Genomic DNA, 23,290 nt, shown 5'->3' on the forward strand with positions numbered 1-23,290 from the left:
CATCCCCAGGCTGACTCCCGCCCAATGCCTCGTAAAAGCTGGCGCGATGCGATCGCTGCCTACTCCAGCCCCGCCACGCTGGTGCTCCTGCTGCTCGGCTTTGCCGCCGGCCTGCCCTATATGCTGGTGTTCTCGACGCTATCCGTCTGGCTGCGCGAAGCCGGCGTGGCCCGCGAGACCATCGGCTTCGCCAGCCTGATCGGCCTGGCCTATGCCTTCAAATGGGTCTGGTCGCCGCTGCTCGACCAATGGCGCCTGCCATTGCTCGGGCGCATGGGCCGGCGGCGCTCCTGGCTGGTCCTGTCCCAGGTGCTGATCGCCACCGGCCTGGCCGGCATGGCCCTGTGCGACCCGCAGACCAAGCTGACCTGGCTGATTTCCCTGGCGGTGCTGGTGGCCTTCGCCTCGGCCACCCAGGACATCGCCATCGACGCCTACCGCCTGGAGATCGTCGAGCAGACCCGCCAGGCCGCGTTGGCCGCCAGCTATATGGCCGGCTACCGGGTCGCGGCCCTGCTGGCCACCGCCGGCGCGCTGTATTTCGCCGAAGGCTTCGGTTCCACCGTGCAGCTCTACCAGCATGGCGCCTGGGCCGGCACCTACCTGGTATTCGCCCTGCTGATGCTGCCCGGCCTGGCGACCAGCCTGTGGATGCGCGAACCGCCGGTGCCGCTGAAGACCCAGTTGGACGCCGCCCGCTACGGTTTCACCCACCAGATCGTCTCGGTGCTGGTGCTGATCGTCCTGCTGATCTCGGTGCCGGCGATGTTCACCCAGCTCTACTACACCGATTTCGCCAGCGTGGTGCGCGGCGAAGCGAGCATGCTCGACCTGCTGCTGGTCGACCGCGCCTTCCTGCGCGCCCTGCTCTACACCATCCTCACCGGCCTTTGCCTGTCGAACATGGGCCGGCGCGGCCTGGCGCCGGTGCTGACCCCGGTCAACGACTTCATCGTCCGCTACCGCTGGCAGGCCCTGGTACTGCTCGGCCTGATCGCTACCTACCGGATGTCGGACACTGTGATGGGGGTGATGGCCAACGTCTTCTATATCGACCAGGGCTTCACCAAGGACCAGATCGCCAGCGTCAGCAAGCTGTTCGGCCTGTTCATGACCCTGTTCGGCGCCGGCGTCGGCGGGCTGCTGATCGTGCGCTTCGGTATCCTGCCGATCCTGTTCATCGGCGGCGCCGCCTCGGCGGCGACCAACCTGCTGTTCCTGATGCTGGCCGGCATGGGCGCCAACCTGCAGATGCTGATCCTGACCATCAGCGCCGACAACTTCAGCGCCGGCCTGGCCACCGCGGCGTTCGTCGCCTACCTGTCGAGCCTGACCAACCTGAAGTTCTCCGCCACCCAGTACGCCCTGCTCAGCTCGATCATGCTGCTGCTGCCGCGGCTGATCGGCGGCTACTCCGGGGTGATGGTGGAGAACCTCGGCTACGCCCAGTTCTTCCTCGCCACCGCCCTGCTGGGCGTGCCGACGCTGGTGCTGATCGCCCTGCAGTGGCGCCGCGAAGGCCCGCAGGCCAATGGCTCGAGCCCGGCGGCGCCCCCCGAGCAGGCATGAAAAAGCCCCGCAATCGCGGGGCTTTTTCGTCGCATTGCACGCCTCAGCCGGCTTGCACCAGGTGCACCACCCGCTGCGGGAACGGGATGCCGATGCCGGCTTCGGTCAAGCGCTCCTTGGCCAACTCGGTGAAGCCGAAGGTCACCGGCCAGTAGTCGGCGGTATCCACCCAGACGCGCAACGACAGGTTGACCGCGCTGTCGCCCAGACCGGTGACGAACACCACCGGCGCCGGGTCGCGGTGCACCCGCGGATCCTCGGCGATCTGCAGCAGCACATCGCGCGCCTTCTTGATGTCGCTGGAGTAGTCGATCCCCAGGTTGATGTCGGCGCGGCGCCGCGCTTCGCGCGAGTAGTTGGTGATGTGACCGTTGGACAGGCTGCCATTGGGCACTATCACCACCTTGTTGTCGGCGGTCTTCAGGGTGGTGTGGAAGATCTCGATGCTGTCCACGCTGCCCGACACGCCCTGCGCCTCGATCCAGTCACCGGCGCGAAACGGGCGGAACAGCATGATCAGCACGCCGCCGGCGAAGTTCGCCAGGCTGCCCTGCAGGGCCAGGCCGATGGCCAGGCCGGCGGCACCGATGACGGCGATGAACGAGGTGGTCTCCACGCCGATCATCGAGGCCACGCTGACCAGCAGCAAAACCTTGAGGACGATACCGGCCAGGCTGCCGATAAAGCCGTTCAAGGCGCGGTCGACGTTGCGCTTGTCCATCAGCCCGCGGACTTTGCGGGTCAGGGAGTTGATCAGCCACCAACCGACCAGCAGGGTGAGCAAGGCCAGGGCCAGCTTGCCGCCGTAGTTCAACAGCACCGGCAGCCAGGTCTCGGACATCTTCACCAGTTGTTCGACACTCATTTCCATCGGGTAACTCTCCATTCAACGCCTAAAACGCAACCGCCATGGCAGGCCATGGCGGTCATATCACTCGCACAGCGGGTGCGACGCCGAAGCGCCGCCGGGGTTCAATGTCGCGCGAATCAATCGCGGAAATTGTTGAACTGCAGGGGCATGCCGAAATCCTTGGCACGCAGGACCGCGATCGCCTCTTGCAGGTCGTCGCGCTTCTTGCCGGTGACGCGCACCTGCTCGCCCTGGATAGCCGCCTGGACCTTGAGCTTGCTGTCCTTGATATGGGCGACGATCTTCTTCGCCAGCTCCTTGTCGATGCCCTCGCGCAGGATCACCTCCTGCTTGACGGTCTTGCCCGAAGGGTAGGCGTCCTTGAACTCCAGGCACTGCACGTCGATCTTGCGCTTGACCAGGCTGAGCTTGAGAATCTCGAGCATCTGTTCCAGCTGGAAATCCGCGTCGGCGGTCAGGTTGACGGTCAGTTCCTTGAGCTCGAAACTGCCTTTGCCGCGCAGGTCGTAGCGCCGCTCAAGCTCCTTGATGGCGTTGTCCACGGCGTTGGTGACTTCGTGTTTGTCCAGCTCGGACACCACGTCGAACGAGGGCATGGGCTTCCTCCAGATAGACGGCGCGACCCAGATCACGGAAGGGACACGCCTGGCTTGACGGTAAAAAAACCCCGCCATTATATATCCCTAATGCCCCATACTGCCCGGCGAAGTGCCGAGTTCCTGCGACTTCCCAGCGAGCCCTCCCTATGTCCGACCCCCATCTCAGCATCCTGGTGGTGGATGACGCCAAGTTCTCCAGCGCCATGATCGGCCGCGCCCTGAGCCAGGCCGGCTACCAGGACGTGCGCTTTGCCAGCAGCGCCGCCGAGGCGATTCGCCTGCTCGAGCAGCGTCCGGCCAGTGTGCTCCTGGCCGACTGGCTGATGCCGGAAATGGACGGCCTGGAGCTGACCGGACGGGTGCGCCAGCTGGACGAAATGGCCGACCACTACACCTACATCATGCTGCTGACCGGCAAGGAGGGCGACAACGTGCTGGGCGAGGCCTTCGACCGCGGCGTCGATGACTTCGTCAGCAAGGCGGCAATGAACGAGCAACTGGTGCCGCGGGTGTTCGCCGCCGACCGGCTGTGCAATACCCTGCAGCGCCTGCTTCAGGAGAATCGCCTGCTCAGGCAGAACATCGCCAGCCTGGAACAGCGCAACCTGGTCGACTCGCTCACCGGCCTGGGCAATTCGCGCTACCTGCGCCAGAAGCTGCTCGACAGCCTGCGCCAGATCGAATCCCGCGGCGGCGCCCTGTGCTACCTGCTGATCGGCCTGCATGAAGCCGCCGCGCTGCAGCGCAAGTACGGCAGCGGCTTCTACGACGAACTGCTGCACGGAGTCGCCCGGCGTCTGCAACAACTGGTGCGGCCACTGGACATACTGGTGCGCCTGGACGACACCCACTTTGCCTTGGTTACCCTGCTCGACGACCTGCAGGAGTGCTCGCCGAGCAGCTTCAAGCGCCTGCACGAGGGCCTGAACCTCAAGGCCTTCAAGACCAGCGAAGGCTTCATCAGCCTCAAGGCCGGCATCAGCCTGGTCGGCCTCGACAGCAAGGCCCTGCCCCTCGATCCGCACAGCCTGCTCGAACAGGCGCAGGCGCTGTTGCCCCAGGCCTATGCCAGCGGCCGCGTGGCGGCCATGCGCCTGCCCGCGCCTTGATCACCCGGCCATTTGCCGGCAGGCTCGGCAAGCGCTAGGCTGCCGGCACCCACTCAATCAGCGAGGAGCGCCATGACCTGGCACGTACTGGGCGCCGGTAGCCTCGGCAGCCTGTGGGCGGTGCGCCTGGCCCGCGCCGGCCTGCCGGTGCGCCTGATCCTGCGCAACGCCGAGCGCCTGGCCAGCTACGAACAGGCCGGCGGCCTGACCCTGGTCGAGCCGGAGCATAGCCAGCTGTATCCCCTGGACGCGCAAACCGTGGCTGCGCCCGAGCCCATCGAGCGCCTGCTGCTGGCCTGCAAGGCCTATGACGCCGAGGCCGCCATCACCGAGCTGGCACCGCGCCTGGCCCCAGGCGCGGAGCTGATCCTGCTGCAGAACGGTCTGGGCAGCCAGGACGCCGTGGCGGCCCGGGTACCGCAGGCGCGCTGCATCTTCGCCTCCAGCACCGAAGGCGCGTTCCGCGAGGGCGATTGGCGGGTGGTATTCGCCGGCCACGGCCACACCTGGCTGGGCGACCCGCAGAACCTGGCCGCACCGCCTTGGCTGACCGAACTCGAGCACGCCGGTATCGCCCACGACTGGAGCCTGGATATCCTTGGCCGGCTCTGGCGCAAGCTGGCCCTGAACTGCGCCATCAACCCGCTGACCGTGCTCCACGACTGCCGCAACGGCGGTCTGGCCGAGCACCCCGCGGAAGTCGCGACCCTGTGCGCCGAGTTGGTCGAGTTGCTGACGACCTGCGGCCAGGCCGACGCGGCCAAGGGGCTGGAACAGGAAGTAAGGCGGGTGATCCAGGCCACCGCGGCAAACTACTCCTCGATGCATCAGGACGTCGCCCAGGGCCGGCGCACCGAGATCGGCTACCTGCTCGGCCATGCCTGCGCCACGGCTCGGCGCCACCGCCTGAGCTTGCCGCACCTGGAAGCCCTGCATGGGCGCCTGCTCGACTCCCTGCGCGCGCGCGGATTGCCCAGCCATTGAGCCGCGCGGTACCCTGCCCACACTTCCGCCACCGCGATTCGCCCGCCCATGTCCTTGCGTCAGCGCCTCGATAACCTCCCGGTCGGCCGCAAACTGCTGGCCGCCCTGCTGGTGCTGCTGGCGGCCGTGCTGCTGGTGGCCAACCTGGCCTTTATCAGCGCGGCCTACTGGATCTCCCAGCAGAGCATGGCGCCCCAGGCGCTGCACACCCTCGGTCGCCTGATCGCCAGTCCCGCCCACAGCCACCAGGCCCTGGCGTCGCCGGCAGCCGCCGAAGCCGTGCTGCAGCTGCTGGATGACTACGAGCCGTTGCGCGCGGCGGCGATCTATGACGACCGGGGGCTGATCATGGCGCAGTTGCAGCGTGGCGCCGCGCTGCCGCTGCCACAGCAACTCGACGGGCTGGTCGGCTGGCGCCGCAGCGAGTACCGCGCCAATCTGCTGCTCGAGCTGCCCCAGGCCGACGGGCGCCCTGGCCACCTGCTGCTGGTCGCCTCCGGCGAGCTGCCGGGTGCCTTCTACACCGGCACCCTCACCGCCAGCCTGGCGATACTCGCCTTCAGCGTGCTGCTCTGGCTGCTGGTGGCCAGACAGGTACGCCGGCTGATCACCCGGCCCATCCGCCGCCTGGAAGAGCTGTCGCGCCAGGTCACCCGCGAGGAGAACTACGCCCTGCGTGCCCGGCGCGGCAACCAGGACGAGATCGGCAGCCTGGCCGATGCCTTCAATACCATGCTGATGCGCATGGAGGGCCGCGAGCAGCAGCTCAAACGCGCCCGCGACGATGCCCAGGCGGCATTCGACCAGGCGCAGAGCCTGGCCGAGGAGACCCGCCACTCCAACCGCAAGCTGGAGCTGGAAGTGCAGGTGCGCAGCAAGATCGAGAAGAAGCTCACCGGCTTTCAGAACTACCTCAACAGCATCATCGACTCCATGCCCTCGGCATTGATCGCCCTCGACGAGCAGCTCTATGTCACCCAGTGGAACCAGGAAGCCAGTGCCCTCTCCGGCACGCCCCTGGCCGAGGCACTCAACCAGCCGGTGTTTCTCGCCTTCCCGCCGCTGAAGCCCTTTCTCGCCCTGCTCAAGTGCACGGTCGAACAACACAAGGTGGAGAAGATCGAGCGGGTCACCTGGACCAAGGACGAGGAACCTCATCACTACGCCCTGACCTTCTATCCACTGTCTGGCAGCGCCGGGCGCGGCGTGGTGATCCGCATCGACGACATCACCCAGCGCCTGAACCTCGAGGAGATGATGGTGCAATCGGAGAAGATGCTCTCGGTCGGCGGGTTGGCCGCGGGCATGGCCCACGAGATCAACAACCCGCTCGGCGCCATCCTGCACAACGTGCAGAACATCCGCCGGCGGCTGTCACCGGACCTGCAGAAGAACCGTGACCAGGCCGAGCTGATCGGGGTCTGCCTGCAGGCCGTGGATCGCTACCTGCAGGCCCGGGAAGTGCCGCGCCTGCTCGACGACATCCAGCAGGCCGGCACCCGCGCGGCGAGGATCGTCTCGCACATGCTCAGCTTCAGCCGGCGCAGCAACCGCCAGCTGGCGCCCTGCCTGCTGCCGGCGCTGATCGATCAGGCCCTGGAAATCGCCAGCAACGACTTCGACCTGACCGAAAGCTTCGACTTCAAGAGCCTGGTCATCCAGCGCGACTTCGACCCCACGCTGGGCCCGGTCCCGGGTACCGCCAATGAGCTGGAGCAGGTGCTGGTCAACCTGCTGAAGAATGCCGCCCAGGCGATCCACCAGCGCGAACAGCCGAGCTCGCCCGGCCAGATCACCCTGCGCACCCGCTCCGCACCACCCTGGGCGGAAATCCAGGTGGAAGACAACGGCATCGGCATGACCGAGGCGGTGCGCAAGCGCATCTTCGAGCCCTTCTTCACCACCAAGGAGGTTGGCCAGGGCACCGGCCTGGGCCTGTCGGTGTCTTATTTCATCATCACCAACAACCACAAGGGGCAGATGGAGGTGCACTCCACCCCGGGCCAGGGCAGCTGCTTCACCCTGCGCCTGCCATTGGCCACCACCCCCGACGCCACAGGTCTGTGAACATGGGTTATCGACTGTCGAAGATTTACACGCGTACCGGCGATGCCGGCGAAACCGGCCTGGCCGATGGTCGCCGGGTGCCCAAGGACCACCCACGGGTGGAGGCCATGGGCGAACTGGACACCCTCAACAGCCAGCTCGGCCTGCTGCTGGCCGAGCTGGCCGAGCAACAGGCCGCGTGCCCCGGCCTGGACGAGCTGATCGAGGTCCTGGCGCCCTGCCAGCACCGCCTGTTCGACCTCGGCGGCGAAATGGCAATGCCCGAGTACCAGGCCCTGCAGGCGCACGAAGTCGAACGCCTGGAGGCGGCCATCGATCGCTGGAACGAGGAGCTCGGCCCACTGCAGAACTTCATCCTCCCCGGCGGTTCCCGGCTGATCGCCCAGGCCCACATGTGCCGCAGCCTGGCGCGCAACGCCGAGCGCCGCTGCCAGCAGCTCAATGCGCTGGAGCCGATCCGCGGCGTCGGCCTGGCCTACGTCAATCGCCTGTCCGACCTGCTGTTCGTCGCCGCCCGGCTGATCGCCCGGCGCCAGGGCGTCGACGAGGTGCTGTGGCAAGCGGCGCCCAAGCAGGCGGATTGAACAGCGCTCAGGTCAGACTCAGGCGACTCTCGAAGCGCCGCGCCTCACCGCTTAGCGGATCGACGAAGGCCAGGCCGCGGGCCAACAGCTTGAGCGGCTTGGCGTAATCGTCCGGCGCCCCCTGCTCGGCGCTCACCTCGGGATAGAAGGGGTCGTTGCAGATCGGCGCCCCCAGCGCCGCCAGGTGCACGCGCAACTGATGCTTCTTGCCGGTCACCGGATAGAGCGCATAGCGCCAGAGTGCGCCAAGGCGCTGGAGCAGCTCGATGCGCGTCTCGGTATTGGGCGTACCGGCCACCTCCTGCATGCGGAAGAAGGGCTCGCCGGCCTCCAGGCGCGTCCTGCGCACCAGGGGCAACTCCAGCTCCGGCAGGGCGGGCGCCAGCGCCTCGTAGCACTTGTCCATCAACCGCTCGCGAAACAGCGCCTGGTACTGGCCGCGGCTGCGCGGGTTGGTGGAGAACAGCACCAGCCCGGCGGTATGCCGGTCGATGCGGTGCAGCGGCACCAGGTCGGCGTTGCCCAGGCGCTTGGCCAGGCGCGCCTGCAGGGTCTGCTCGACGTAGTCGCCGGCCGGCATCACCGGCAGGAAATGCGGCTTGTCGGCCACCAGCAGGTGTTCGTCGACATACAGCACCTGCTCGGTGAACGGGATCGGCGTCTCTGCCGGCACTTCGCGAAAGTAATGCACGCGCATGCCGGCCCGATAGGGATGCTGCGGGCCGAGCGCACGGCCCTCGGCATCCAGCACCCGCCCCCGGGCCATGCGCTGCAGCCAGACCTCGCGGGCGATCGCCGGGAAGTGCGCGCACAGGCAGTCGAGCACGCAGGCCCAGTCGCCCGACGGCAGGTGCAGGGTGCTGGGGCGCATATTGGAGGGAGAACGGGCGGATACGGACATGAGGACACTCGCGACGGCAGGCGACTATTAGGCCGCAGCCGCCGCGCCGGCGTCAAAGCGGGGTTACAGCAAGATCACCGCCCAGACCAGGGTGATCAGGCACAGGGCGACCAGCTGCGCGGCGCTGCCCAGGTCCTTGGCCTGCTTCGACAGGGGGTGCAGTTCGAGCGAGATCCGGTCCACCACCGCCTCGATCGCCGAATTGAGCAACTCGACGATCAGCGCCAGCAGGCACACGGCGATCAGCAGGGCCCGCTCGACCCTGCCGACCTCCAGGCAGAACGCCAGAGGAATCAGCAACAGGTTGAGGGCCAGCAGCTGGCGAAAGGCGGCCTCGCCGCGGAACGCCGCCAGCAGCCCCGCCCATGAATAAGTACCGGCCTGAAGAATGCGGCGCCAGCCAGTCTTGCCCTTCAGGCCGGCGGCGTCGGTCGCGACGGTCAGTGACTCAGGTTTCATCGGGATACTCGGTAAACAGCTGATAGTAATCGACCAGTCGCCGCCAGTCAGCATCCGGCATGCCGGCGCGATGGCGATGCAATTGGGCCATGTCGCGACGCGCGGCCGTGCTGGCAGACCAGTAGCGGCGACACTTCTCCAGGTCGAGCAGGGCTACCTCGACCCCGTCGCCCGCCGCTCCAGTGCCAGGCCTGATGAAGATATGCTTGGGATACAGGCAGCCGTGCCGCCACCCGGCCCGGTGCAGGCGGCTGAGCACCAGCGCCAGCTGGCGCAACACCGGTTGGCGCAACATCGGTTGTCGCAACATCGGTTGGCGCAACGCCGACTCGCTTGCCGCGGCGTCGGCATACCACTGTTCCAGGCTGACAAAGCCGTGCAGCGCCTCGCTGACCAGCAGCGCACGCCACTGGCCGGCGCGCTTCTGCGCACCGGCATAGACCAGGCGGGGCACGCGGATACCCAGTTGTTCCAGCGCCTGCATGGCCTCCAGCTCGCGCAACACCGTGGGCCGCCCCAAGGGCCGGCGCCAGGAGCGGTACAGGTGGCCAACCTGGCGCTTGATATACAGCAGCCGGTCGGCCTTGTCGCGTAGCCGCTGCACGCCACTCTCGCCACCGCGACGCCGGTTCGGCGCTTCCACCCACTCACCGCGCAGCTGCCACCAGCGCGCGAAGACGCCGTCCGTATCGCCGCCCGGCGCGGTTGTCAGCTGTGCGCTCATCTCATTCGCCCTTGCGCAGTACATAGACCCGCCACATGGCATAGCCGGGTAGGAAGTCGCGATGCCCGAGGATGTCGAAGCCGACCTGGGCAAACTCCGCCTCGATGGTCGAGCGGGCGACCACGAAGCGATTCCGATTGTCCGTGGCGCGCCCTGCGGCCGTCCGCCTGGCCTCCAGGCGGCGGCGCTTCCAGGCCTTGTAGTTGCCGTCCACCCACAGCGAAACGATCAGGGTGTCGCGGGTCACCCGCTTGAACTCGCGCAGCATGCTCAGGCGGTGCGCGGGGTCGGCGACATGGTGCAGCAGGCGCATGCAGAAGATGCTGTCGACCGCATTGTCGCCCAGGTCGATGGCAAAGGCCGACGTCTGGAAGGTCCTGACCCGGGCGACGACGGCCTCGGGCTGGGCCGCCAGGGCGGTGGCCAGCATGTCCTTGGAGTTGTCTGCGGCGAGGATCACCCGGTTGTCCTGCTCGGCCAGCAGCGGCCAGAAGCGTCCGGCGCCGCAGGGCAGGTCGAGGACCAGATTGGGCTCACCCGCCAGGCTCAACGCCTGCCGAGCCAGCTGCTCGTCACGCCAATGCGACAGGCGCCGGGCCAGGCCATCCTGGTGTTTGTGCAGGTACTCTTGGGCGTGCTCGCGGTCATACTTGCGCGAGAACGCCAGTTCGATGGTCTTGTTGGTCGACATGGCAGCCGGCTCCGAGGAGGATCGGCCACCAAACTAGCGACGGCGGCATCACACCGCCGTCAAAAGGATGTGAAGAAAACGTGAGATCAGCCGCGCAGGTTGATCTCGAAGGCGCTGCCCCGGGGCGACAGGTCACGCACGCTGACCCGCCAGCCCTGGTGCACGCAGATCCGCTTGACCAGGGACAGGCCCAGCCCCAGGCCTTCCCCGCGCGACTGCAGGCCACGGACGAAGGGCTGGAACATCCGCTCCTGTTGATCCGAGGGAATGCCGACGCCGCTGTCCTCGACGCGAAAGCCCCCCTCCTCCAGAATCAGGCGCACGCCCCCCTGCTCGGTGTAGTGCAGGGCATTGCGCAGCAGATTCGACATCACCGTACGCAGGAAGCTGAGGTTGTACAGGGCCGTGTCGCGCCCGCGCTCGATCAGCTCGAAACGCAGCCCCTTCTCCTCGATCAAGGGCGCCCAGCGCCTGCTCTGCTCCTCGGCCACGGTGGCCAGGGTGGCGCTGCCGCCCTGGCTGGCCTCCTCCTGGCGGGCCCGCGCGAGGATCAGAAAGGTCTGCACCAGATCGCCCATCTCCTCGCTCGCCCGGGCGATGCGCTGCACCTGTTCGCGCTGGCGGGCATCGAGATTGGGGGCCACCTCCAGCAGTTCGCAGGAACTGGCGATGACCATCAGCGGGGTGCGCAGCTCGTGGCTCACATCGCTGGTGAACAGCTGCTCGCGCTCCAGGGTGCGACGCAGCTGGCCCAGGGTACTGTCGAAGGCCGCCGCCAGATGGCCGACCTCGTCGTCCGGATAATCCGGCGCCAGGGCCGGCGCCAGCGGATGCAGCTGGTCGCGGTGGCGGACCTGATTGGCCAGGCGGATCACCGGCGCCATGACCCGCCGGGCCAACAGCCAGCCGAGGCCCCAGGCGGCCAGCACGCTGAGCAGGAAACCGGCCAGCACCACGCCGAACAACAGCTGCTCGCGCGCCTCGAACTCCTGCTGCTCCTGCACCAGCAGAAACGCCTGGTCGCCGCGGCTGCGCTTGTAGGCGTAGAAGGCCTCGTCACCCTCGAGCACCTCGGAAAATCCATCGGGAACGCCGGCGAACTGCTCCGGCAACTCGAAACCGGGCACATTCGCCGCGAAGAAACGGGTGCCGGAATCCAGCTTGAGCGGCTTGTCGCCTTGCACCCCCTCGTCGATCACGGTGCTCAGTTCCCGGGCCATATCCTGGGACACCAGGTGCTCTTCGACGAAATGCACGATGCCGACGATGCTCAGCGAGAAGACCCCGCTGACCGCCAGGGTCATCAACACGAAGGCGATGACGATGCGCCGCAACAACGGCTGTTTAGACACCATCGGCAGACTCCGCCAGACGGTAACCCACGCCGTGGATGGTGTGCAGCATGGGTTTGCCGAATGGCTTGTCGAGCACCTGGCGCAACTGATGGATGTGGCTGCGCAGGCTGTCGCTGTCCGGGCAGTCGTCCCCCCACAACGCCTCTTCGAGCACCTCACGGCGCACCACCGCCGGGCTCTTCTGCATCAGCACGGCCAGCAGCTTCAGGCCCAGCGGGTTGAGTTTGAGCGGTTGCCCAGCGCGGCTGATGTGCAGGGTATCGAGGTCGTAGACCAGCTCACCGACCTGCAGCTGGCGCTTGCGGCTGCCCTGACTGCGACGCAGGATGGCCTCGATGCGCGCCACCAGTTCAGACAGGGCGAAAGGCTTGAGCAAGTAGTCGTCGGCCCCGGCATTCAAGCCCCGCAGGCGGTCATCCAGGGCGTCGCGGGCAGTCAGCATGATGATCGGCGTGTCGCAGCGGGCATCCTCGCGCAGGCGTTTGCACAACTGATAGCCGTCCATGCCCGGCAGCATGATGTCGAGCACGATCAGGTCGTAGTGTTCGGTCGCGGCCAGGTGCAAGCCGCTCAGGCCATCCTGCGCGCAATCGACGCTGTAGCCCTTGAGGGCCAGGTAATCGAGGACGTTGGCGAGGATGTCGCGGTTATCTTCCACCACCAGAATTCGCATCGTTGTTTGCCCCTTCCCAAGCTGCCTTGACGTTTTTTTCACACGGGCGTGACAGGCCACTCACAGCGCCCCGCACAGACTGCACCGCGCTGCCCCGAGCGCGATCATACGATGCGTCGCTCACGTTTGTCTGATTCGGCCCGCCTGCCCGATGTGACCGGGCCATGGCCACGACGAAGCAGGCCACTCCACTTGCCCTCAAGGATCCAGCGCATGCCGACCGACGCCTTGCCTGCCACGCGACCGTTCAATTTCCACCTGGGCTTTGGCCTGCCCGTGGCCATCATGCTGGTATTGCTGCTGGCCGACCCCACCGGCCTGGACTTCGCCATCGCCCACTGGGCCTATGACCCGCAGACCGGCTTCATCGGCCGCCACAGCCGCTTCCTCGAAGACATCCTGCACGACCGCGCCAAGCAGGCGGTGATCCTTATCGGCCTGCTGGCAATCGTCGGTTTCGTCGTCAGCCTGCTGATCAAATCCTGGCGCCACTGGCGCCGGCCGCTGGGTTACCTGGTGCTGGCGATGGGCCTGTCGACCAGCTACGTGACGCCGGTAAAAGCCCTGACCGGGGTGCACTGCCCCTGGAGCCTCAGCGAGTTCGGCGGCCAGGAAACCTATACCCCATTGCTCAGCCACCGCGCGCCTACCGACAAGCCGGGCCGCTGCTGGCCCGGCGGCCATGCCACCGCCGGCTTCTCGCTGTTCGCCCTGTTCTTCGTGCTGCGCGACCGGCGCCCACGCCTGGCCAAGGCTGCGTTGTACCTGGCGCTGGCCCTGGGCATCAGCTTCTCGGTCGGGCGCATGCTGCAGGGTGCGCACTTCTTCTCGCACAACCTGTGGACCGCGCTGTTCGACTGGCTGATCAGCCTGGGCTGCTACCGCCTGCTGCTGTACCGGCCGGCACTCGCCCCGGCCGACGCTCTCGCGGCGCCGGCGGAAACCGGCGTAGCGGCAGGCTGAACAGCGCCCCCGGCCCGACCGCCCCAGCGGATCAGCCCGGCCAGAATGCCCGAATGCCGGCCACGCCCTGGGCGCCGACCGCCCAGGCCCGTTCGACATCCGCCGGAGCGACACCGCCGAGCAGGTACGCCGGCCGATTGCAGCCCTGCAGCAGCTCGCCGGCCCGCTCCCAGCCGAGCGGCTGCGCCTGGGGATGGGTCTGGGTTGCCTGTAGCGGCGACAGGGTGACGAAGTCCACCGCCATCTGCTCGGCCAGGCGCAGCTCCTCGGCGTCGTGGCAGGATGCCGCCAGCCAGCGCGCAGTCGGAAAGGGCCGCCCGCCTGCCGCATAGCTCCGCAGTTGCTCGGCGGTCAGGTGCCAGCCGGCGGCGGGGAAATCGCCGAGCCACTCCAGCGGCCCCTTGAGCATCAGCTGCGCCTTGCCCGCGCACAGCCCCTGGATGTCCACCGCCAGGTCGCGGTACTGGGCATCGAACATGCCCGGGGCGCGCAGCTGGATCAGTCGGATGCCCGCCGCCAGGGCCTCGCGCACGCCCTGCAGCAAGGCCTGCGGCGGCAGTCCCTCGGGCGTGATCAGGTAGCTGTCGGGTAAGCGCGCGGCGGCGACGATTGGCTGGTTGGCAGCCGGGAATTGGTAGTCGGCGAGCTGTCGCGGCTCGACCCAGGCCAGCGGTTGCCCCTCGGCGCCATGGGCTTCGCCGGCGAAGGCGGTGACCTCCCAGATATCCAGCAGCACCTGCTTGTCCGGGTAATCATGACGCACCTGGATCAGTGGCCGGGCGGCACGCGGGCTAATCCCCAGCTCCTCCTGCAGCTCGCGATCCAGGGCATCGCGCACCGCTTCGCCCGCCTCCACCTTGCCGCCCGGAAACTCCCACAACCCGCCCTGATGCTGGTCGTCCGCGCGGCGGGCGATCAGGATCCGACCGTCCTGCCCGCGGATCACCGCCGCCGCCACATGAATGCGCTTCACCCCAGTCGCTCCTCCTGCGCCGCCTGGTACCAGCGCTGGAAGGCCGGCCACTTATAAACGGTGGCGACATAGGCCGCCGCTACCTCAGGCAGCTCGACCCGGTAGCTGCGCAGCCGCGCGGCCACCGGGGCGAAGAAGGCATCCGCCAGACTGGCATGGCCGAACAGGTAGGGACCATCCTGGCCAAACCTGGCCCGGCACTCGGTCCACAGCTCGCAGATGCGCTGGATATCGGCCCGAGCCTCGGCCGGAATTGCCTCCAGTGCCTGGTCGCGCTGCAGGTCCATGGGCAGGTGCGTGCGCAGCGCGGCGAAACCGCTGTGCATCTCCGCGCAGACCGAACGGGCCACGGCGCGGGCATACTCGCCGCGCGGCCACAGGTAGGCCTCGGGGAAGCTCTCGGCAAGGTACTCGCCGATCGCCAGGGAATCCCACACCGGCCCCTCTTCGGTCTCCAGCAACGGCACCTTGCCGGTCGGCGAGTGCGCGAGGATGCGCGCCTTGCTGTCCGCCTGGTACAGCGCAATCAACAGCTCGGAATATGGCGCCTCGGCCAGTTCCAGGGCCAGGGCCGCACGCAGCGACCAGGACGAATAACGCTTGTTGCCGATGATCAGGGTCAGGGACATGTCGGTGCTCCATGCACAGCAGCTTGCCAGGGGTATCGATCGACCTTAAAAGGCACGGGCCCCAATAGCAAATTCCCGTTGTTCATGGGGCCATGAGCAACGGGAATAGCGCTTGTGCAGCGATCCGGACGAGTGCGATCAGGTGCGGTATTCGGCGTTGATCTTGACGTATTCGTGGGACAGGTCGGTGGTCCAGATGGTCTCGCTGCAACTGCCGCGGCCCAGCTCGATGCGGATGGTGATTTCCTCCTCGGCCATCACCGCCGCGCCCTGCTCCTCGGTATAGCTGGCCGCGCGGCAGCCGCGGCTGGCGATGCACACCTCGCCGAGAAACACATCGATCTTGCTGACGTCCAGCTGCGCCACGCCGGCACGACCGACCGCGGCGAGAATGCGCCCCCAGTTGGGGTCGGAAGCGAACAGTGCGGTCTTGATCAGCGGCGAATGGGCCACCGCGTAGCCGACGTCCAGGCACTCCTGGTGGGTCGCCCCGCCATTGACCTGCACAGTGACGAACTTGGTCGCCCCCTCGCCGTCGCGGACGATGGCCTGGGCCACCTCCATGCACACCGCGAAGACCGCGTCCTTAAGCTTGGCGAACAACTCGCCGCTGGCCTGGCTGATCTCCGGCAGAGCCGCCTGACCCGTGGCGATCAGCATGCAGCAGTCATTGGTCGAGGTGTCGCCGTCGATGGTGATGCGGTTGAACGATTTGTTCGCCGCGTCGCGCAGCAGGTCCTGCAACACGCCCTGGGCCACCTTGGCGTCGGTGGCGATGTAGCCGAGCATGGTCGCCATGTTCGGCTTGATCATCCCGGCGCCCTTGCTGATGCCGGTCACGGTGACGGTGACCCCGTCGTGGACGAACTGGCGGCTGGCACCCTTGGGCAGGGTGTCGGTGGTCATGATGCCGGTGGCGGCTTCGGCCCAGTGGTTCTCGCCGAGGTCATCCAGGGCCGCCTGCAAGGCGCCCTCGATTTTCTCCACCGGCAGCGGCTCGCCGATCACCCCGGTGGAAAACGGCAGCACCTCGTTCTCATCGACACCGGCCAGCTGCGCCAGCGCGGCGCAGGTGCGCGCGGCATTGCGCAGGCCCGGCTCGCCGGTGCCGGCGTTGGCGTTGCCGGTGTTGGTCAGCAGGTAACGCACCGCACCACTCACGCGCTTCTTGGCCAGGATCACCGGCGCGGCGCAGAAGGCATTGAGGGTGAATACCCCGGCGACGCTGGAACCTTCGGCGCAACGCATCACCACCACATCCTTGCGCCCGGGGCGCTTGATGCCGGCTGAAGCGATGCCCAGCTCGAAACCTGGAACCGGGTGCAGGGTGGACAGCGGGCCAAGACCAACAGCCATAGGGAGCGCTCCTTGTGATGATTAACTGCCGCGCCCTCGGGAGCGCAAGCGAATGCGATGGTAAAACGCCGCGAGCGGCCAGGCCATTCGCGGCGTGTAAAGACAGGCCCCAGAGCCTATCGATTCAGTCTAGATGTCGCCGGTCCGATCAGCTGATCTGGCCGTGACAGTGCTTGTACTTCTTGCCGGAACCACAGGGGCACGGCTCGTTACGGCCAATCTTCGGCTCGGTGCGCACCGGCGCCGCGGCCACCGCGACGTCGCCTTCCTCTGCGCCCGCTTCAGGCTGGGGCAAGGCCGAGGCTGCGGCATGCTGGAACTGCATGCGCTCGGCCAGGGCCTCGGCCTCGCGGCGCAGACGGGCCTCTTCCTCGGCGGGGTCTTCGCGGCGCACCTGGACGTGGGACAGCACGCGGATGGTGTCGCGCTTGATCGAGTCGAGCAATTCCTGGAACAGGGTGAAGGACTCGCGCTTGTACTCCTGCTTGGGGTTCTTCTGCGCGTAGCCGCGCAGGTGGATACCGTGACGCAGGTGGTCCATGGTCGACAGGTGGTCCTTCCACAGGTCGTCGAGGACCCGCAGCAGGATCTGCTTCTCGAAGGTGCGCAGGGCCTCGGCGCTGGCCAGCTCTTCCTTCTCGTGGTAGGCGGCGACCAGTTCCTCGAGGATGCGCTCGCGCAGGGTCTCTTCGTAGAGCTTCTGGTCGTCGTCGAGCCACTGCTGGATCGGCAGCTTGAGACCGAAGCCGGCGAACAGCGCGGCCTCCAGGCCGGGCACGTCCCACTGCTCGGGCAGCGATTGCGGCGCGATGTATTCGTTGATGGTGCCGTCGAGCACTTCCTTGCGGAACTCGGCGATGGTCTCGCCGATCTCCTCGGATGCCAGCAGCGTATTGCGCATGTGGTAGATCACCTTGCGCTGCTCGTTGGCCACGTCATCGAACTCGAGCAGCTGCTTGCGCATATCGAAGTTGCGACCCTCGACCTTGCGCTGGGCCTTCTCGATGGCATTGGTCACCATGCGATGCTCGATCGCCTCGCCGGACTGCATGCCCAGGGCCTTCATAAAGTTCTTCACCCGGTCGGAGGCGAAGATGCGCATCAGGCTGTCTTCCAGCGACAGGTAGAAACGGCTGGAGCCCGGATCGCCCTGACGGCCGGCACGGCCGCGCAGCTGGTTGTCGATGCGCCGCGACTCGTGGCGTTCGGAGGCGATCACATGCAGGCCGCCCGATTCGATGACCTGCTGATGGCGCTTCTGCCAATCGGCCTTGATCTGGGCGATCTGCTCGTCGCTGGGGTTTTCCAGGGCGGCCACTTCGACTTCCCAGTTACCGCCGAGGAGAATGTCGGTACCGCGACCGGCCATGTTGGTGGCGATGGTCAGCGCGCCGGGGCGGCCGGCCTGGGCGATGATCTCGGCTTCCTTCTCGTGGAACTTGGCGTTGAGCACCTTGTGCGTGATGCCTTCCTTATCCAGCAGGCGCGACATGTACTCGGAGGTTTCGATCGAGGCGGTGCCGACCAGGACGGGTCGGCCCTGGGTCTGGCATTCCTTGATATCGGTAATGATCGCCGCGTACTTTTCTTCCTGGGTCAGGTACACCAGGTCGTTGAAGTCCTTGCGCGCCAGGGGCTTGTTGGTCGGGATCACGACCACGTCGAGGCCGTAGATCTGCTGGAACTCGAAGGCCTCGGTGTCGGCGGTACCGGTCATGCCGGACAGCTTGCCGTAAAGACGGAAGTAGTTCTGGAAGGTGGTCGAGGCCAGGGTCTGGCTTTCGGCCTGGATCGGCAGACCTTCCTTGGCCTCGATGGCCTGATGCAGGCCCTCGGACAACCGGCGCCCGGGCATGGTCCGGCCGGTGTGCTCGTCGATCAGCAACACCTGATCGTTCTGCACGATGTATTCGACGTTGCGGTGGAACAGCTTGTGCGCCCGCAGGCCGGCATAGACATGGGTCAACAGGCCCAGGTTGTGCGCCGAGTAGAGGCTCTCGCCCTCGGCCAGCAGGCCGGCCTCGGTGAGCATGTCCTCGATGACCTGGTGGCCCACCTCGTTGAGTTCGACCTGACGGGTCTTCTCGTCGACGGTGAAGTGGCCCTCCTGGGTGACCACGCCCTCTTCCTCCTCGATGTGCTGCTTGAGGCGCGGAATCAGCAGATTGACCTGCTGGTAGAGCTTGGAGCTGTCCTCGGCCTGACCGGAGATGATCAGCGGGGTGCGCGCCTCGTCGATGAGGATGGAGTCGACTTCGTCGATCACGGCGAAATTCAGCTCGCGCTGGAACTTGTCTTCCAGGCTGAAAGCCATGTTGTCGCGCAGGTAGTCGAAACCGAACTCGTTGTTGGTGCCGTAGGTGATGTCGGCGGCATAGGCGGCACGCTTCTCTTCCGGCGGCATGAACGGGGTGACGATCCCCACCGACATGCCGAGGAACTCGTACAACGGACGCATCCAGTTGGCGTCACGGCGGGCCAGGTAATCGTTGACCGTGACCACGTGCACGCCCTTGCCGGACAGCGCATTGAGGTACACCGCCAGGGTCGCCACCAGGGTCTTGCCCTCGCCGGTGCGCATCTCGGCGATCTTGCCTTCATGCAAGGTCATGCCGCCGATCAGCTGCACATCGAAGTGACGCATGCCCATGACCCGCTTGCCCGCTTCGCGCGCCACGGCAAAGGCTTCCGGCAGCAACTGGTCGAGGGATTCTCCTTGGGCCAGACGGGACTTGAACTCATCGGTCTTGGCACGCAGCTGCTCATCCGAGAGCGCAAGCATCTGCTCCTCGAAGGCATTGACGGTCTGCACCGTCTTGAGCATGCGTTTGACTTCACGCTCGTTCTTGCTTCCAAAGAGTTTTTTCAACAAAGGCGCAAACATATCGGCAGGATCTTCCACGCATATGGATGGAGGGCGGCCCGCGAGTCGCCCATGCAGCCCTCATGGCTGCGTGCGAAGGGGGCATTCTACCCGGAAACGCAGATGAGGAAAGCGGCGTTATTCTACGCCGCTGACCCGAGCGATATAGCTGGAGGGGTTGACCACGCGGCCATTCTGGGTCACTTCGAAATGCACGTGATAGCCGGTCGAGCGCCCGGTGCTGCCAACCTTGGCGATGACCTGGCCGCGCTGCACAAGATCACCGACCTGCACCAGGTTGCGCTGATTGTGCGCATAGAGGGTGACGTAGCCGTCGGCGTGACTGATTTCCACGGTATTGCCGTAACCGGAGCGGCGACCAGAGCCGGTCACCACGCCGCCGGCCACCGCGATCACGTCGCTGCCGGCCTTGGCGGCGAAGTCGACGCCTTTATGCACGCTCAAGCGACCGGTCAGCGGATCGCTGCGGCGGCCGAAGGGCGAGGAAATATAGCCGTGCAGCACCGGCCGCCCGGCCAGGTATTCGGCGTCGTCCAGGCGCCGCTCGGCGAGCAGCTGCTCCAGCACCTCGAGCTGCTGCTCGCGACTGTCCAGGCGCAGCGCCAGTTCGTCCAGGGTGCTCATGAAGGGCGGCGGTGTATAGGCGGCATCGGCATAGGGGTCCTCCAGACCGCCCTGACCGACATTCAGGGAGAAGTCGAACTCGCTGGCATCGATATCCGCCAACTCGGTGAGCCGCTCTCCCAGCGCGTCCAGCCGGGTCAGGCGCGCCTGCAACTCGGCGACGTGCACGGCGAAGGCATCCAGCTGACGCTGCGCATCGTCGCGCACCGCCCCGACTTCGGCGCGCTGGCGATCGAGCACCTGATTGATCTGGGCCGCGTCCTGATAAACCGGCGATGGCGGCGCCATCCAGGCGCCGAAGGCGGCCCCGACTGCCAGCGCCAGACCGACCAGCAGCAGCAATCCCAGCGCCAAGCCGCGAATGTCCAGGCTGATCGAACGTGCAGCGCCATGATGGCGACTGAGCAAAATGATCTGCATGACTTTCCCCCTAGGGTGGAACCCAGTTGGCAGCAGGGTTTCTGCTACCATGGCGGCTCCACAATTTCAGGCGTCCTGCCATGACGTTTCGTCCCTTGCCGGCCCGGGCCCCCGCCGCGCTCCTGCGCGAGGCGAAGCCCCTGAAAGCACTGTTCAATCAGGCGCAACGCCTCGATCACTTGCAGCACTTGCTCGACAGCCAGCTGCAACCCGCCGCCCGCGAACACTGCCATCTGGCGTCCTGGCGCGAGGGTTGTCTGCTTCTAATCATCACCGATGGCCACTGGGCCACCCGCTTGCGCTATCAACAGCGACGCCTGCTCAGGCAGCTGCAGGCGCTCGAAGAGTTCGCGACCTTAACGAAGATCATGTTCAAGGTGCAACCGCCGACCGCCCAAAGGCGTGCGCCCGGTCGCACTATCAGCCTGTCCAGCAACGCCGCCGAACACATTCAGGCGACGGCCGAAGGCATCAGCGACCCCAAGCTGCGCGCCGCCCTGGAGCGTCTGGCCAAGCACCACACGCCCGACCAGTAGCCCGGCGTTGCGCGGGGAACGCCTGAGTGAATTGCAGGCAAAAAAGAGGCCACCCCAGGGGTGGCCTCGAAAGGAAAGGAAAGGGTACTGCGTTATACGGCCGCAACCGGGCGCATATAGGAAATAGGTGCAGTCAGGGCGTCATCGAAAGTGACCATTTCCCAGGCATCGGTCTGCTCGATCAAGGTGCGCAGCAACAGATTGTTCAGCGCGTGCCCCGACTTGAAACCACGGAACTCGCCGATCAGGCTGTTGCCCAGCAGGTAGAGGTCGCCGATGGCATCGAGGATCTTGTGCTTGACGAACTCGTCCTCATAACGCAGGCCGTCTTCGTTGAGCACGCGGTACTCGTCCACCACGATGGCGTTGTCCACGCTGCCACCGAGTGCCAGGTTCTGCGAACGCAGGAACTCGATGTCACGCATGAAGCCGAAGGTGCGCGCCCGGCTGACTTCCTTGACGAAGGAAGTGCTGGAGAAATCCACACTGGCCGACTGCGTACGGTTGCGGAACACCGGATGATCGAAATCGATCTCGAAGCTCACCTTGAAGCCATCGAAGGGCAGGAAGGTGGCGCGCTTGTCGCCCTCCACCACAGTCACTTCGCGCTTGATGCGGATGAACTTCTTCGCCGCTTCCTGCTCCTGCAGGCCGGCGGATTGAATCAGGAATACAAAGGGACCAGCGCTGCCGTCCATGATCGGCACTTCGGACGCGGAGAGCTCGACGTAGGCGTTATCGATGCCCAGGCCTGCCATGGCCGAAAGCAGATGCTCTACCGTATCCACCTTGACGTCACCATTGACCAGGGTGGTCGACATGGTGGTTTCACCGACATTACCCGCATGCGCGACTATGTCCACCACGGGATCGAGGTCGGTACGACGGAACACGATACCGGTGTCCACGGGTGCCGGCTTCAGGGTCAGGTATACCTTCTCCCCGGAATGCAGGCCGACGCCAGTGGCGCGGATGATGTTCTTCAGGGTGCGTTGTCTGATCATGGCTTTGGCCGCTATAGCACTAGTTGCGAATTGTTTTCAACAATGGCCGGCGATAATAGCAGAACCGGCCTTTGCTGAACACCAATCACCCCAATACTCCTGATACATTCCATCAATCGGCCTGACGACGCAGAAAGGCCGGGATGTCCAGGTAATCCAGGTCGTCCTGCGGGTTCAACTTGGCCGCAGTGGCCGCCCCGGCATGGCTCTGACGCTGAACGGTCGGGCGCTCGTAGTCCTTGTAATTGACGCTTTGCTCGCTGCGCGTCGGCGCGGGCTGGGCGACGACTGGCGCGCTGACCTGCACGGTATTGTCGATAACCTTGACCGGCTTCTCGATTTTCGCGCCCAGGCCGGTGGCCACCACGGTGACGTGCAGCTCGTCGCGCATGTCCGGATCGATCACGGTACCGACCTTGACGGTGGCGTGCTCGGAGGCGAACTGTTCGATGATGTTGCCGACGTCGGAGTACTCGCCCAGGGAAAGGTCGGGACCGGCGGTGATGTTGACCAGGATGCCGCGCGCGCCCTGCAGGTTGACGTCTTCCAGCAGCGGGTTGCGGATCGCCGCCTCGGTGGCTTCGCGAGCCCGGTTCGGACCGCTGGCGCAGCCGGTGCCCATCATCGCCATGCCCATCTCGCTCATCACGGTCTTCACGTCGGCGAAGTCGACGTTGATCATGCCCGGACGCTTGATGATGTCGGAGATGCCGCGCACGGCGCCGGCCAGCACGTCATCGGCCTTGGCGAAGGCCGACAGCAGGCTGGCGTCCTTGCCGAGGATGGTCAGCAGCTTCTCGTTGGGGATGGTGATCAGCGAGTCGACGCTGTCGGCCAGGGCGCGAATACCCTCCTCGGCGATCTGCATGCGCTTGCGACCTTCGAACGGGAACGGACGGGTCACCACCGCCACGGTGAGGATGCCCATCTCCTTGGCCACTTCGGCGATCACCGGGGCGGCGCCGGTGCCGGTGCCACCGCCCATGCCGGTGGTGATGAAGACCATGTCGCAGCCCTGCAGCACTTCGGCGATGCGCTCGCGGTCCTCCAGGGCGGCCTGGCGACCGACCTCCGGATTGGCGCCGGCGCCCAGGCCCTTGGTCACCCCGGTGCCGAGTTGCAGCACGGTGCGCGCACCGATATTTTTCAGGGCTTGCGCGTCGGTGTTGGCGCAGATGAACTCGACGCCCTCGATGTTGTTCTTCGCCATGTGGTTGACGGCATTACCGCCGCCGCCACCGACTCCCACTACTTTGATAACGGCACTTTGTGGCACGTTGTCTACGAGTTCGAACATTTTATTTCTCCTTTCCCT

21 protein-coding genes and 1 pseudogene are annotated in these 23,290 nt (G+C 66.1%); 7 read left to right on the top strand and 15 right to left on the bottom strand.

Translation table 11 applies throughout. The features are described from left to right. Positions 1 to 24: 24 nt before the first annotated feature. On the top strand, positions 25 to 1,569 hold the full coding sequence (locus AB5S05_RS09610) for an AmpG family muropeptide MFS transporter (RefSeq protein WP_369287287.1): 1,545 nt from the start codon (positions 25 to 27) through the stop codon (positions 1,567 to 1,569). Between the two features lie 43 nt (positions 1,570 to 1,612). Here the strand turns inward: AB5S05_RS09610 and AB5S05_RS09615 are convergent, their stop codons facing one another. Next, positions 1,613 to 2,440, bottom strand: a complete 828-nt coding sequence (locus tag AB5S05_RS09615; protein WP_369287288.1) for a mechanosensitive ion channel family protein — start codon at positions 2,438 to 2,440, stop codon at positions 1,613 to 1,615. 116 nt (positions 2,441 to 2,556) lie between these two features. After that, on the bottom strand, positions 2,557 to 3,036 hold the full coding sequence (locus tag AB5S05_RS09620) for a YajQ family cyclic di-GMP-binding protein (protein ID WP_369287289.1): 480 nt from the start codon (positions 3,034 to 3,036) through the stop codon (positions 2,557 to 2,559). Between the two features lie 113 nt (positions 3,037 to 3,149). Here AB5S05_RS09620 and AB5S05_RS09625 point away from each other — a divergent pair. From AB5S05_RS09625 to AB5S05_RS09640, 4 genes and pseudogenes are all read left to right on the top strand, one after another. Next, a pseudogene (locus tag AB5S05_RS09625) lies at positions 3,150 to 4,148 on the top strand (GGDEF domain-containing response regulator); the annotation flags it as partial. Between the two features lie 72 nt (positions 4,149 to 4,220). Next, the gene (locus AB5S05_RS09630; protein WP_369287291.1) at positions 4,221 to 5,132 is read left to right on the top strand and encodes a putative 2-dehydropantoate 2-reductase; all 912 of its coding nucleotides are present in this window, start codon (positions 4,221 to 4,223) and stop codon (positions 5,130 to 5,132) included. Between the two features lie 48 nt (positions 5,133 to 5,180). Then, a complete protein-coding gene (locus tag AB5S05_RS09635) occupies positions 5,181 to 7,199 on the top strand; it encodes an ATP-binding protein (RefSeq protein ID WP_369287292.1) in 2,019 nt (672 codons plus the stop codon). A gap of 2 nt (positions 7,200 to 7,201) precedes the next feature. Next, a complete protein-coding gene (locus AB5S05_RS09640) occupies positions 7,202 to 7,783 on the top strand; it encodes a cob(I)yrinic acid a,c-diamide adenosyltransferase (RefSeq protein ID WP_369287293.1) in 582 nt (193 codons plus the stop codon). Between the two features lie 7 nt (positions 7,784 to 7,790). Here the strand turns inward: AB5S05_RS09640 and AB5S05_RS09645 are convergent, their stop codons facing one another. The 6 genes from AB5S05_RS09645 to AB5S05_RS09670 all read right to left on the bottom strand — a co-directional run bounded on the left by AB5S05_RS09645 (position 7,791) and on the right by AB5S05_RS09670 (position 12,586). Further along, positions 7,791 to 8,684 (bottom strand): RluA family pseudouridine synthase, encoded by an 894-nt coding sequence (locus tag AB5S05_RS09645; RefSeq protein WP_369287294.1) that lies wholly within the window; start codon positions 8,682 to 8,684, stop codon positions 7,791 to 7,793. Positions 8,685 to 8,747: 63 nt separating this feature from the next. Further along, positions 8,748 to 9,143, bottom strand: a complete 396-nt coding sequence (locus AB5S05_RS09650) for a diacylglycerol kinase (protein ID WP_369287295.1) — start codon at positions 9,141 to 9,143, stop codon at positions 8,748 to 8,750. Continuing rightward, complete coding sequence (locus AB5S05_RS09655; RefSeq protein ID WP_369287296.1) at positions 9,133 to 9,867, bottom strand: lipopolysaccharide kinase InaA family protein; 735 nt, start codon at positions 9,865 to 9,867, stop codon at positions 9,133 to 9,135. The genes AB5S05_RS09650 and AB5S05_RS09655 overlap by 11 nt, the downstream gene beginning before the upstream one ends. 1 nt (position 9,868) lies before the next feature. Further along, positions 9,869 to 10,558: a class I SAM-dependent methyltransferase gene (locus AB5S05_RS09660; protein WP_369287297.1), complete on the bottom strand. Its 690-nt coding sequence runs from the start codon at positions 10,556 to 10,558 to the stop codon at positions 9,869 to 9,871. An 86-nt stretch (positions 10,559 to 10,644) separates the two neighbouring features. Further along, positions 10,645 to 11,913 carry a sensor histidine kinase gene (locus AB5S05_RS09665; RefSeq protein WP_369287298.1) on the bottom strand — a complete coding sequence of 423 codons (1,269 nt, stop codon included), beginning with the start codon at positions 11,911 to 11,913 and terminating at the stop codon, positions 10,645 to 10,647. Beyond that, complete coding sequence (locus AB5S05_RS09670) at positions 11,903 to 12,586, bottom strand: response regulator transcription factor (RefSeq protein ID WP_369287299.1); 684 nt, start codon at positions 12,584 to 12,586, stop codon at positions 11,903 to 11,905. Before AB5S05_RS09670 ends, AB5S05_RS09665 begins: the two co-directional genes overlap by 11 nt. Positions 12,587 to 12,799: 213 nt before the next feature. Here AB5S05_RS09670 and AB5S05_RS09675 point away from each other — a divergent pair, with 213 nt between their 5' ends. After that, entirely contained in the window at positions 12,800 to 13,549 is a 750-nt protein-coding gene (locus tag AB5S05_RS09675) for a phosphatase PAP2 family protein (protein WP_369287300.1), read from the top strand. Between the two features lie 31 nt (positions 13,550 to 13,580). Here AB5S05_RS09675 and AB5S05_RS09680 read toward each other — a convergent pair whose 3' ends face one another. The 5 genes from AB5S05_RS09680 to AB5S05_RS09700 all read right to left on the bottom strand — a co-directional run bounded on the left by AB5S05_RS09680 (position 13,581) and on the right by AB5S05_RS09700 (position 20,435). Next, entirely contained in the window at positions 13,581 to 14,522 is a 942-nt protein-coding gene (locus AB5S05_RS09680; protein ID WP_369287301.1) for a Nudix family hydrolase, read from the bottom strand. Then, on the bottom strand, positions 14,519 to 15,151 hold the full coding sequence (locus AB5S05_RS09685; RefSeq protein ID WP_369287302.1) for a glutathione S-transferase family protein: 633 nt from the start codon (positions 15,149 to 15,151) through the stop codon (positions 14,519 to 14,521). The genes AB5S05_RS09680 and AB5S05_RS09685 overlap by 4 nt, the downstream gene beginning before the upstream one ends. 138 nt (positions 15,152 to 15,289) lie before the next feature. Further along, positions 15,290 to 16,507, bottom strand: a complete 1,218-nt coding sequence (gene argJ, locus AB5S05_RS09690) for a bifunctional glutamate N-acetyltransferase/amino-acid acetyltransferase ArgJ (protein WP_369287303.1) — start codon at positions 16,505 to 16,507, stop codon at positions 15,290 to 15,292. A 148-nt stretch (positions 16,508 to 16,655) separates the two neighbouring features. After that, complete coding sequence (secA, locus tag AB5S05_RS09695; protein WP_369287304.1) at positions 16,656 to 19,391, bottom strand: preprotein translocase subunit SecA; 2,736 nt, start codon at positions 19,389 to 19,391, stop codon at positions 16,656 to 16,658. 117 nt (positions 19,392 to 19,508) lie between these two features. Then, positions 19,509 to 20,435 (bottom strand): M23 family metallopeptidase, encoded by a 927-nt coding sequence (locus AB5S05_RS09700; RefSeq protein WP_369287305.1) that lies wholly within the window; start codon positions 20,433 to 20,435, stop codon positions 19,509 to 19,511. A gap of 80 nt (positions 20,436 to 20,515) precedes the next feature. Here AB5S05_RS09700 and AB5S05_RS09705 point away from each other — a divergent pair, with 80 nt between their 5' ends. Further along, positions 20,516 to 20,971, top strand: coding sequence for a DciA family protein (locus AB5S05_RS09705; RefSeq protein ID WP_369287306.1), 456 nt, complete (start codon positions 20,516 to 20,518; stop codon positions 20,969 to 20,971). 92 nt (positions 20,972 to 21,063) lie between these two features. Here the strand turns inward: AB5S05_RS09705 and lpxC are convergent, their stop codons facing one another. Both lpxC and ftsZ read right to left on the bottom strand, forming a co-directional pair. Further along, complete coding sequence (lpxC, locus tag AB5S05_RS09710) at positions 21,064 to 21,975, bottom strand: UDP-3-O-acyl-N-acetylglucosamine deacetylase (protein WP_369287307.1); 912 nt, start codon at positions 21,973 to 21,975, stop codon at positions 21,064 to 21,066. Positions 21,976 to 22,087: 112 nt separating this feature from the next. Beyond that, positions 22,088 to 23,272, bottom strand: a complete 1,185-nt coding sequence (gene ftsZ / locus AB5S05_RS09715; RefSeq protein WP_369287308.1) for a cell division protein FtsZ — start codon at positions 23,270 to 23,272, stop codon at positions 22,088 to 22,090. Between the last annotated feature and the right edge of the window lie 18 nt (positions 23,273 to 23,290).

It is taken from the genome of Pseudomonas zhanjiangensis (genome assembly GCF_041027545.1).
In the GTDB taxonomy this organism is placed as follows: Bacteria; Pseudomonadota; Gammaproteobacteria; order Pseudomonadales; family Pseudomonadaceae; genus Aquipseudomonas; species Aquipseudomonas zhanjiangensis.

Excerpts from the sequence above, each read along its gene's own strand:
- AB5S05_RS09615 (WP_369287288.1), bottom strand. The coding sequence starts at position 2,440 with ATGGAAATGAGTGTCGAACAACTGGTGAAGATGTCCGAGACCTGGCTG.
- AB5S05_RS09670 (WP_369287299.1), bottom strand. The coding sequence starts at position 12,586 with ATGCGAATTCTGGTGGTGGAAGATAACCGCGACATCCTCGCCAACGTC.
- AB5S05_RS09640 (WP_369287293.1), top strand. The coding sequence starts at position 7,202 with ATGGGTTATCGACTGTCGAAGATTTACACGCGTACCGGCGATGCCGGC.
- AB5S05_RS09665 (WP_369287298.1), bottom strand. The coding sequence starts at position 11,913 with ATGGTGTCTAAACAGCCGTTGTTGCGGCGCATCGTCATCGCCTTCGTG.
- AB5S05_RS09705 (WP_369287306.1), top strand. The coding sequence starts at position 20,516 with ATGACGTTTCGTCCCTTGCCGGCCCGGGCCCCCGCCGCGCTCCTGCGC.
- AB5S05_RS09630 (WP_369287291.1), top strand. The coding sequence starts at position 4,221 with ATGACCTGGCACGTACTGGGCGCCGGTAGCCTCGGCAGCCTGTGGGCG.
- AB5S05_RS09645 (WP_369287294.1), bottom strand. The coding sequence starts at position 8,684 with ATGTCCGTATCCGCCCGTTCTCCCTCCAATATGCGCCCCAGCACCCTG.
- argJ (WP_369287303.1), bottom strand. The coding sequence starts at position 16,507 with ATGGCTGTTGGTCTTGGCCCGCTGTCCACCCTGCACCCGGTTCCAGGT.
- AB5S05_RS09655 (WP_369287296.1), bottom strand. The coding sequence starts at position 9,867 with ATGAGCGCACAGCTGACAACCGCGCCGGGCGGCGATACGGACGGCGTC.
- AB5S05_RS09610 (WP_369287287.1), top strand. The coding sequence starts at position 25 with ATGCCTCGTAAAAGCTGGCGCGATGCGATCGCTGCCTACTCCAGCCCC.
- AB5S05_RS09685 (WP_369287302.1), bottom strand. The coding sequence starts at position 15,151 with ATGTCCCTGACCCTGATCATCGGCAACAAGCGTTATTCGTCCTGGTCG.
- secA (WP_369287304.1), bottom strand. The coding sequence starts at position 19,391 with ATGTTTGCGCCTTTGTTGAAAAAACTCTTTGGAAGCAAGAACGAGCGT.
- ftsZ (WP_369287308.1), bottom strand. The coding sequence starts at position 23,272 with ATGTTCGAACTCGTAGACAACGTGCCACAAAGTGCCGTTATCAAAGTA.
- AB5S05_RS09635 (WP_369287292.1), top strand. The coding sequence starts at position 5,181 with ATGTCCTTGCGTCAGCGCCTCGATAACCTCCCGGTCGGCCGCAAACTG.
- AB5S05_RS09620 (WP_369287289.1), bottom strand. The coding sequence starts at position 3,036 with ATGCCCTCGTTCGACGTGGTGTCCGAGCTGGACAAACACGAAGTCACC.
- AB5S05_RS09660 (WP_369287297.1), bottom strand. The coding sequence starts at position 10,558 with ATGTCGACCAACAAGACCATCGAACTGGCGTTCTCGCGCAAGTATGAC.
- AB5S05_RS09700 (WP_369287305.1), bottom strand. The coding sequence starts at position 20,435 with ATGCAGATCATTTTGCTCAGTCGCCATCATGGCGCTGCACGTTCGATC.
- AB5S05_RS09675 (WP_369287300.1), top strand. The coding sequence starts at position 12,800 with ATGCCGACCGACGCCTTGCCTGCCACGCGACCGTTCAATTTCCACCTG.
- AB5S05_RS09650 (WP_369287295.1), bottom strand. The coding sequence starts at position 9,143 with ATGAAACCTGAGTCACTGACCGTCGCGACCGACGCCGCCGGCCTGAAG.
- lpxC (WP_369287307.1), bottom strand. The coding sequence starts at position 21,975 with ATGATCAGACAACGCACCCTGAAGAACATCATCCGCGCCACTGGCGTC.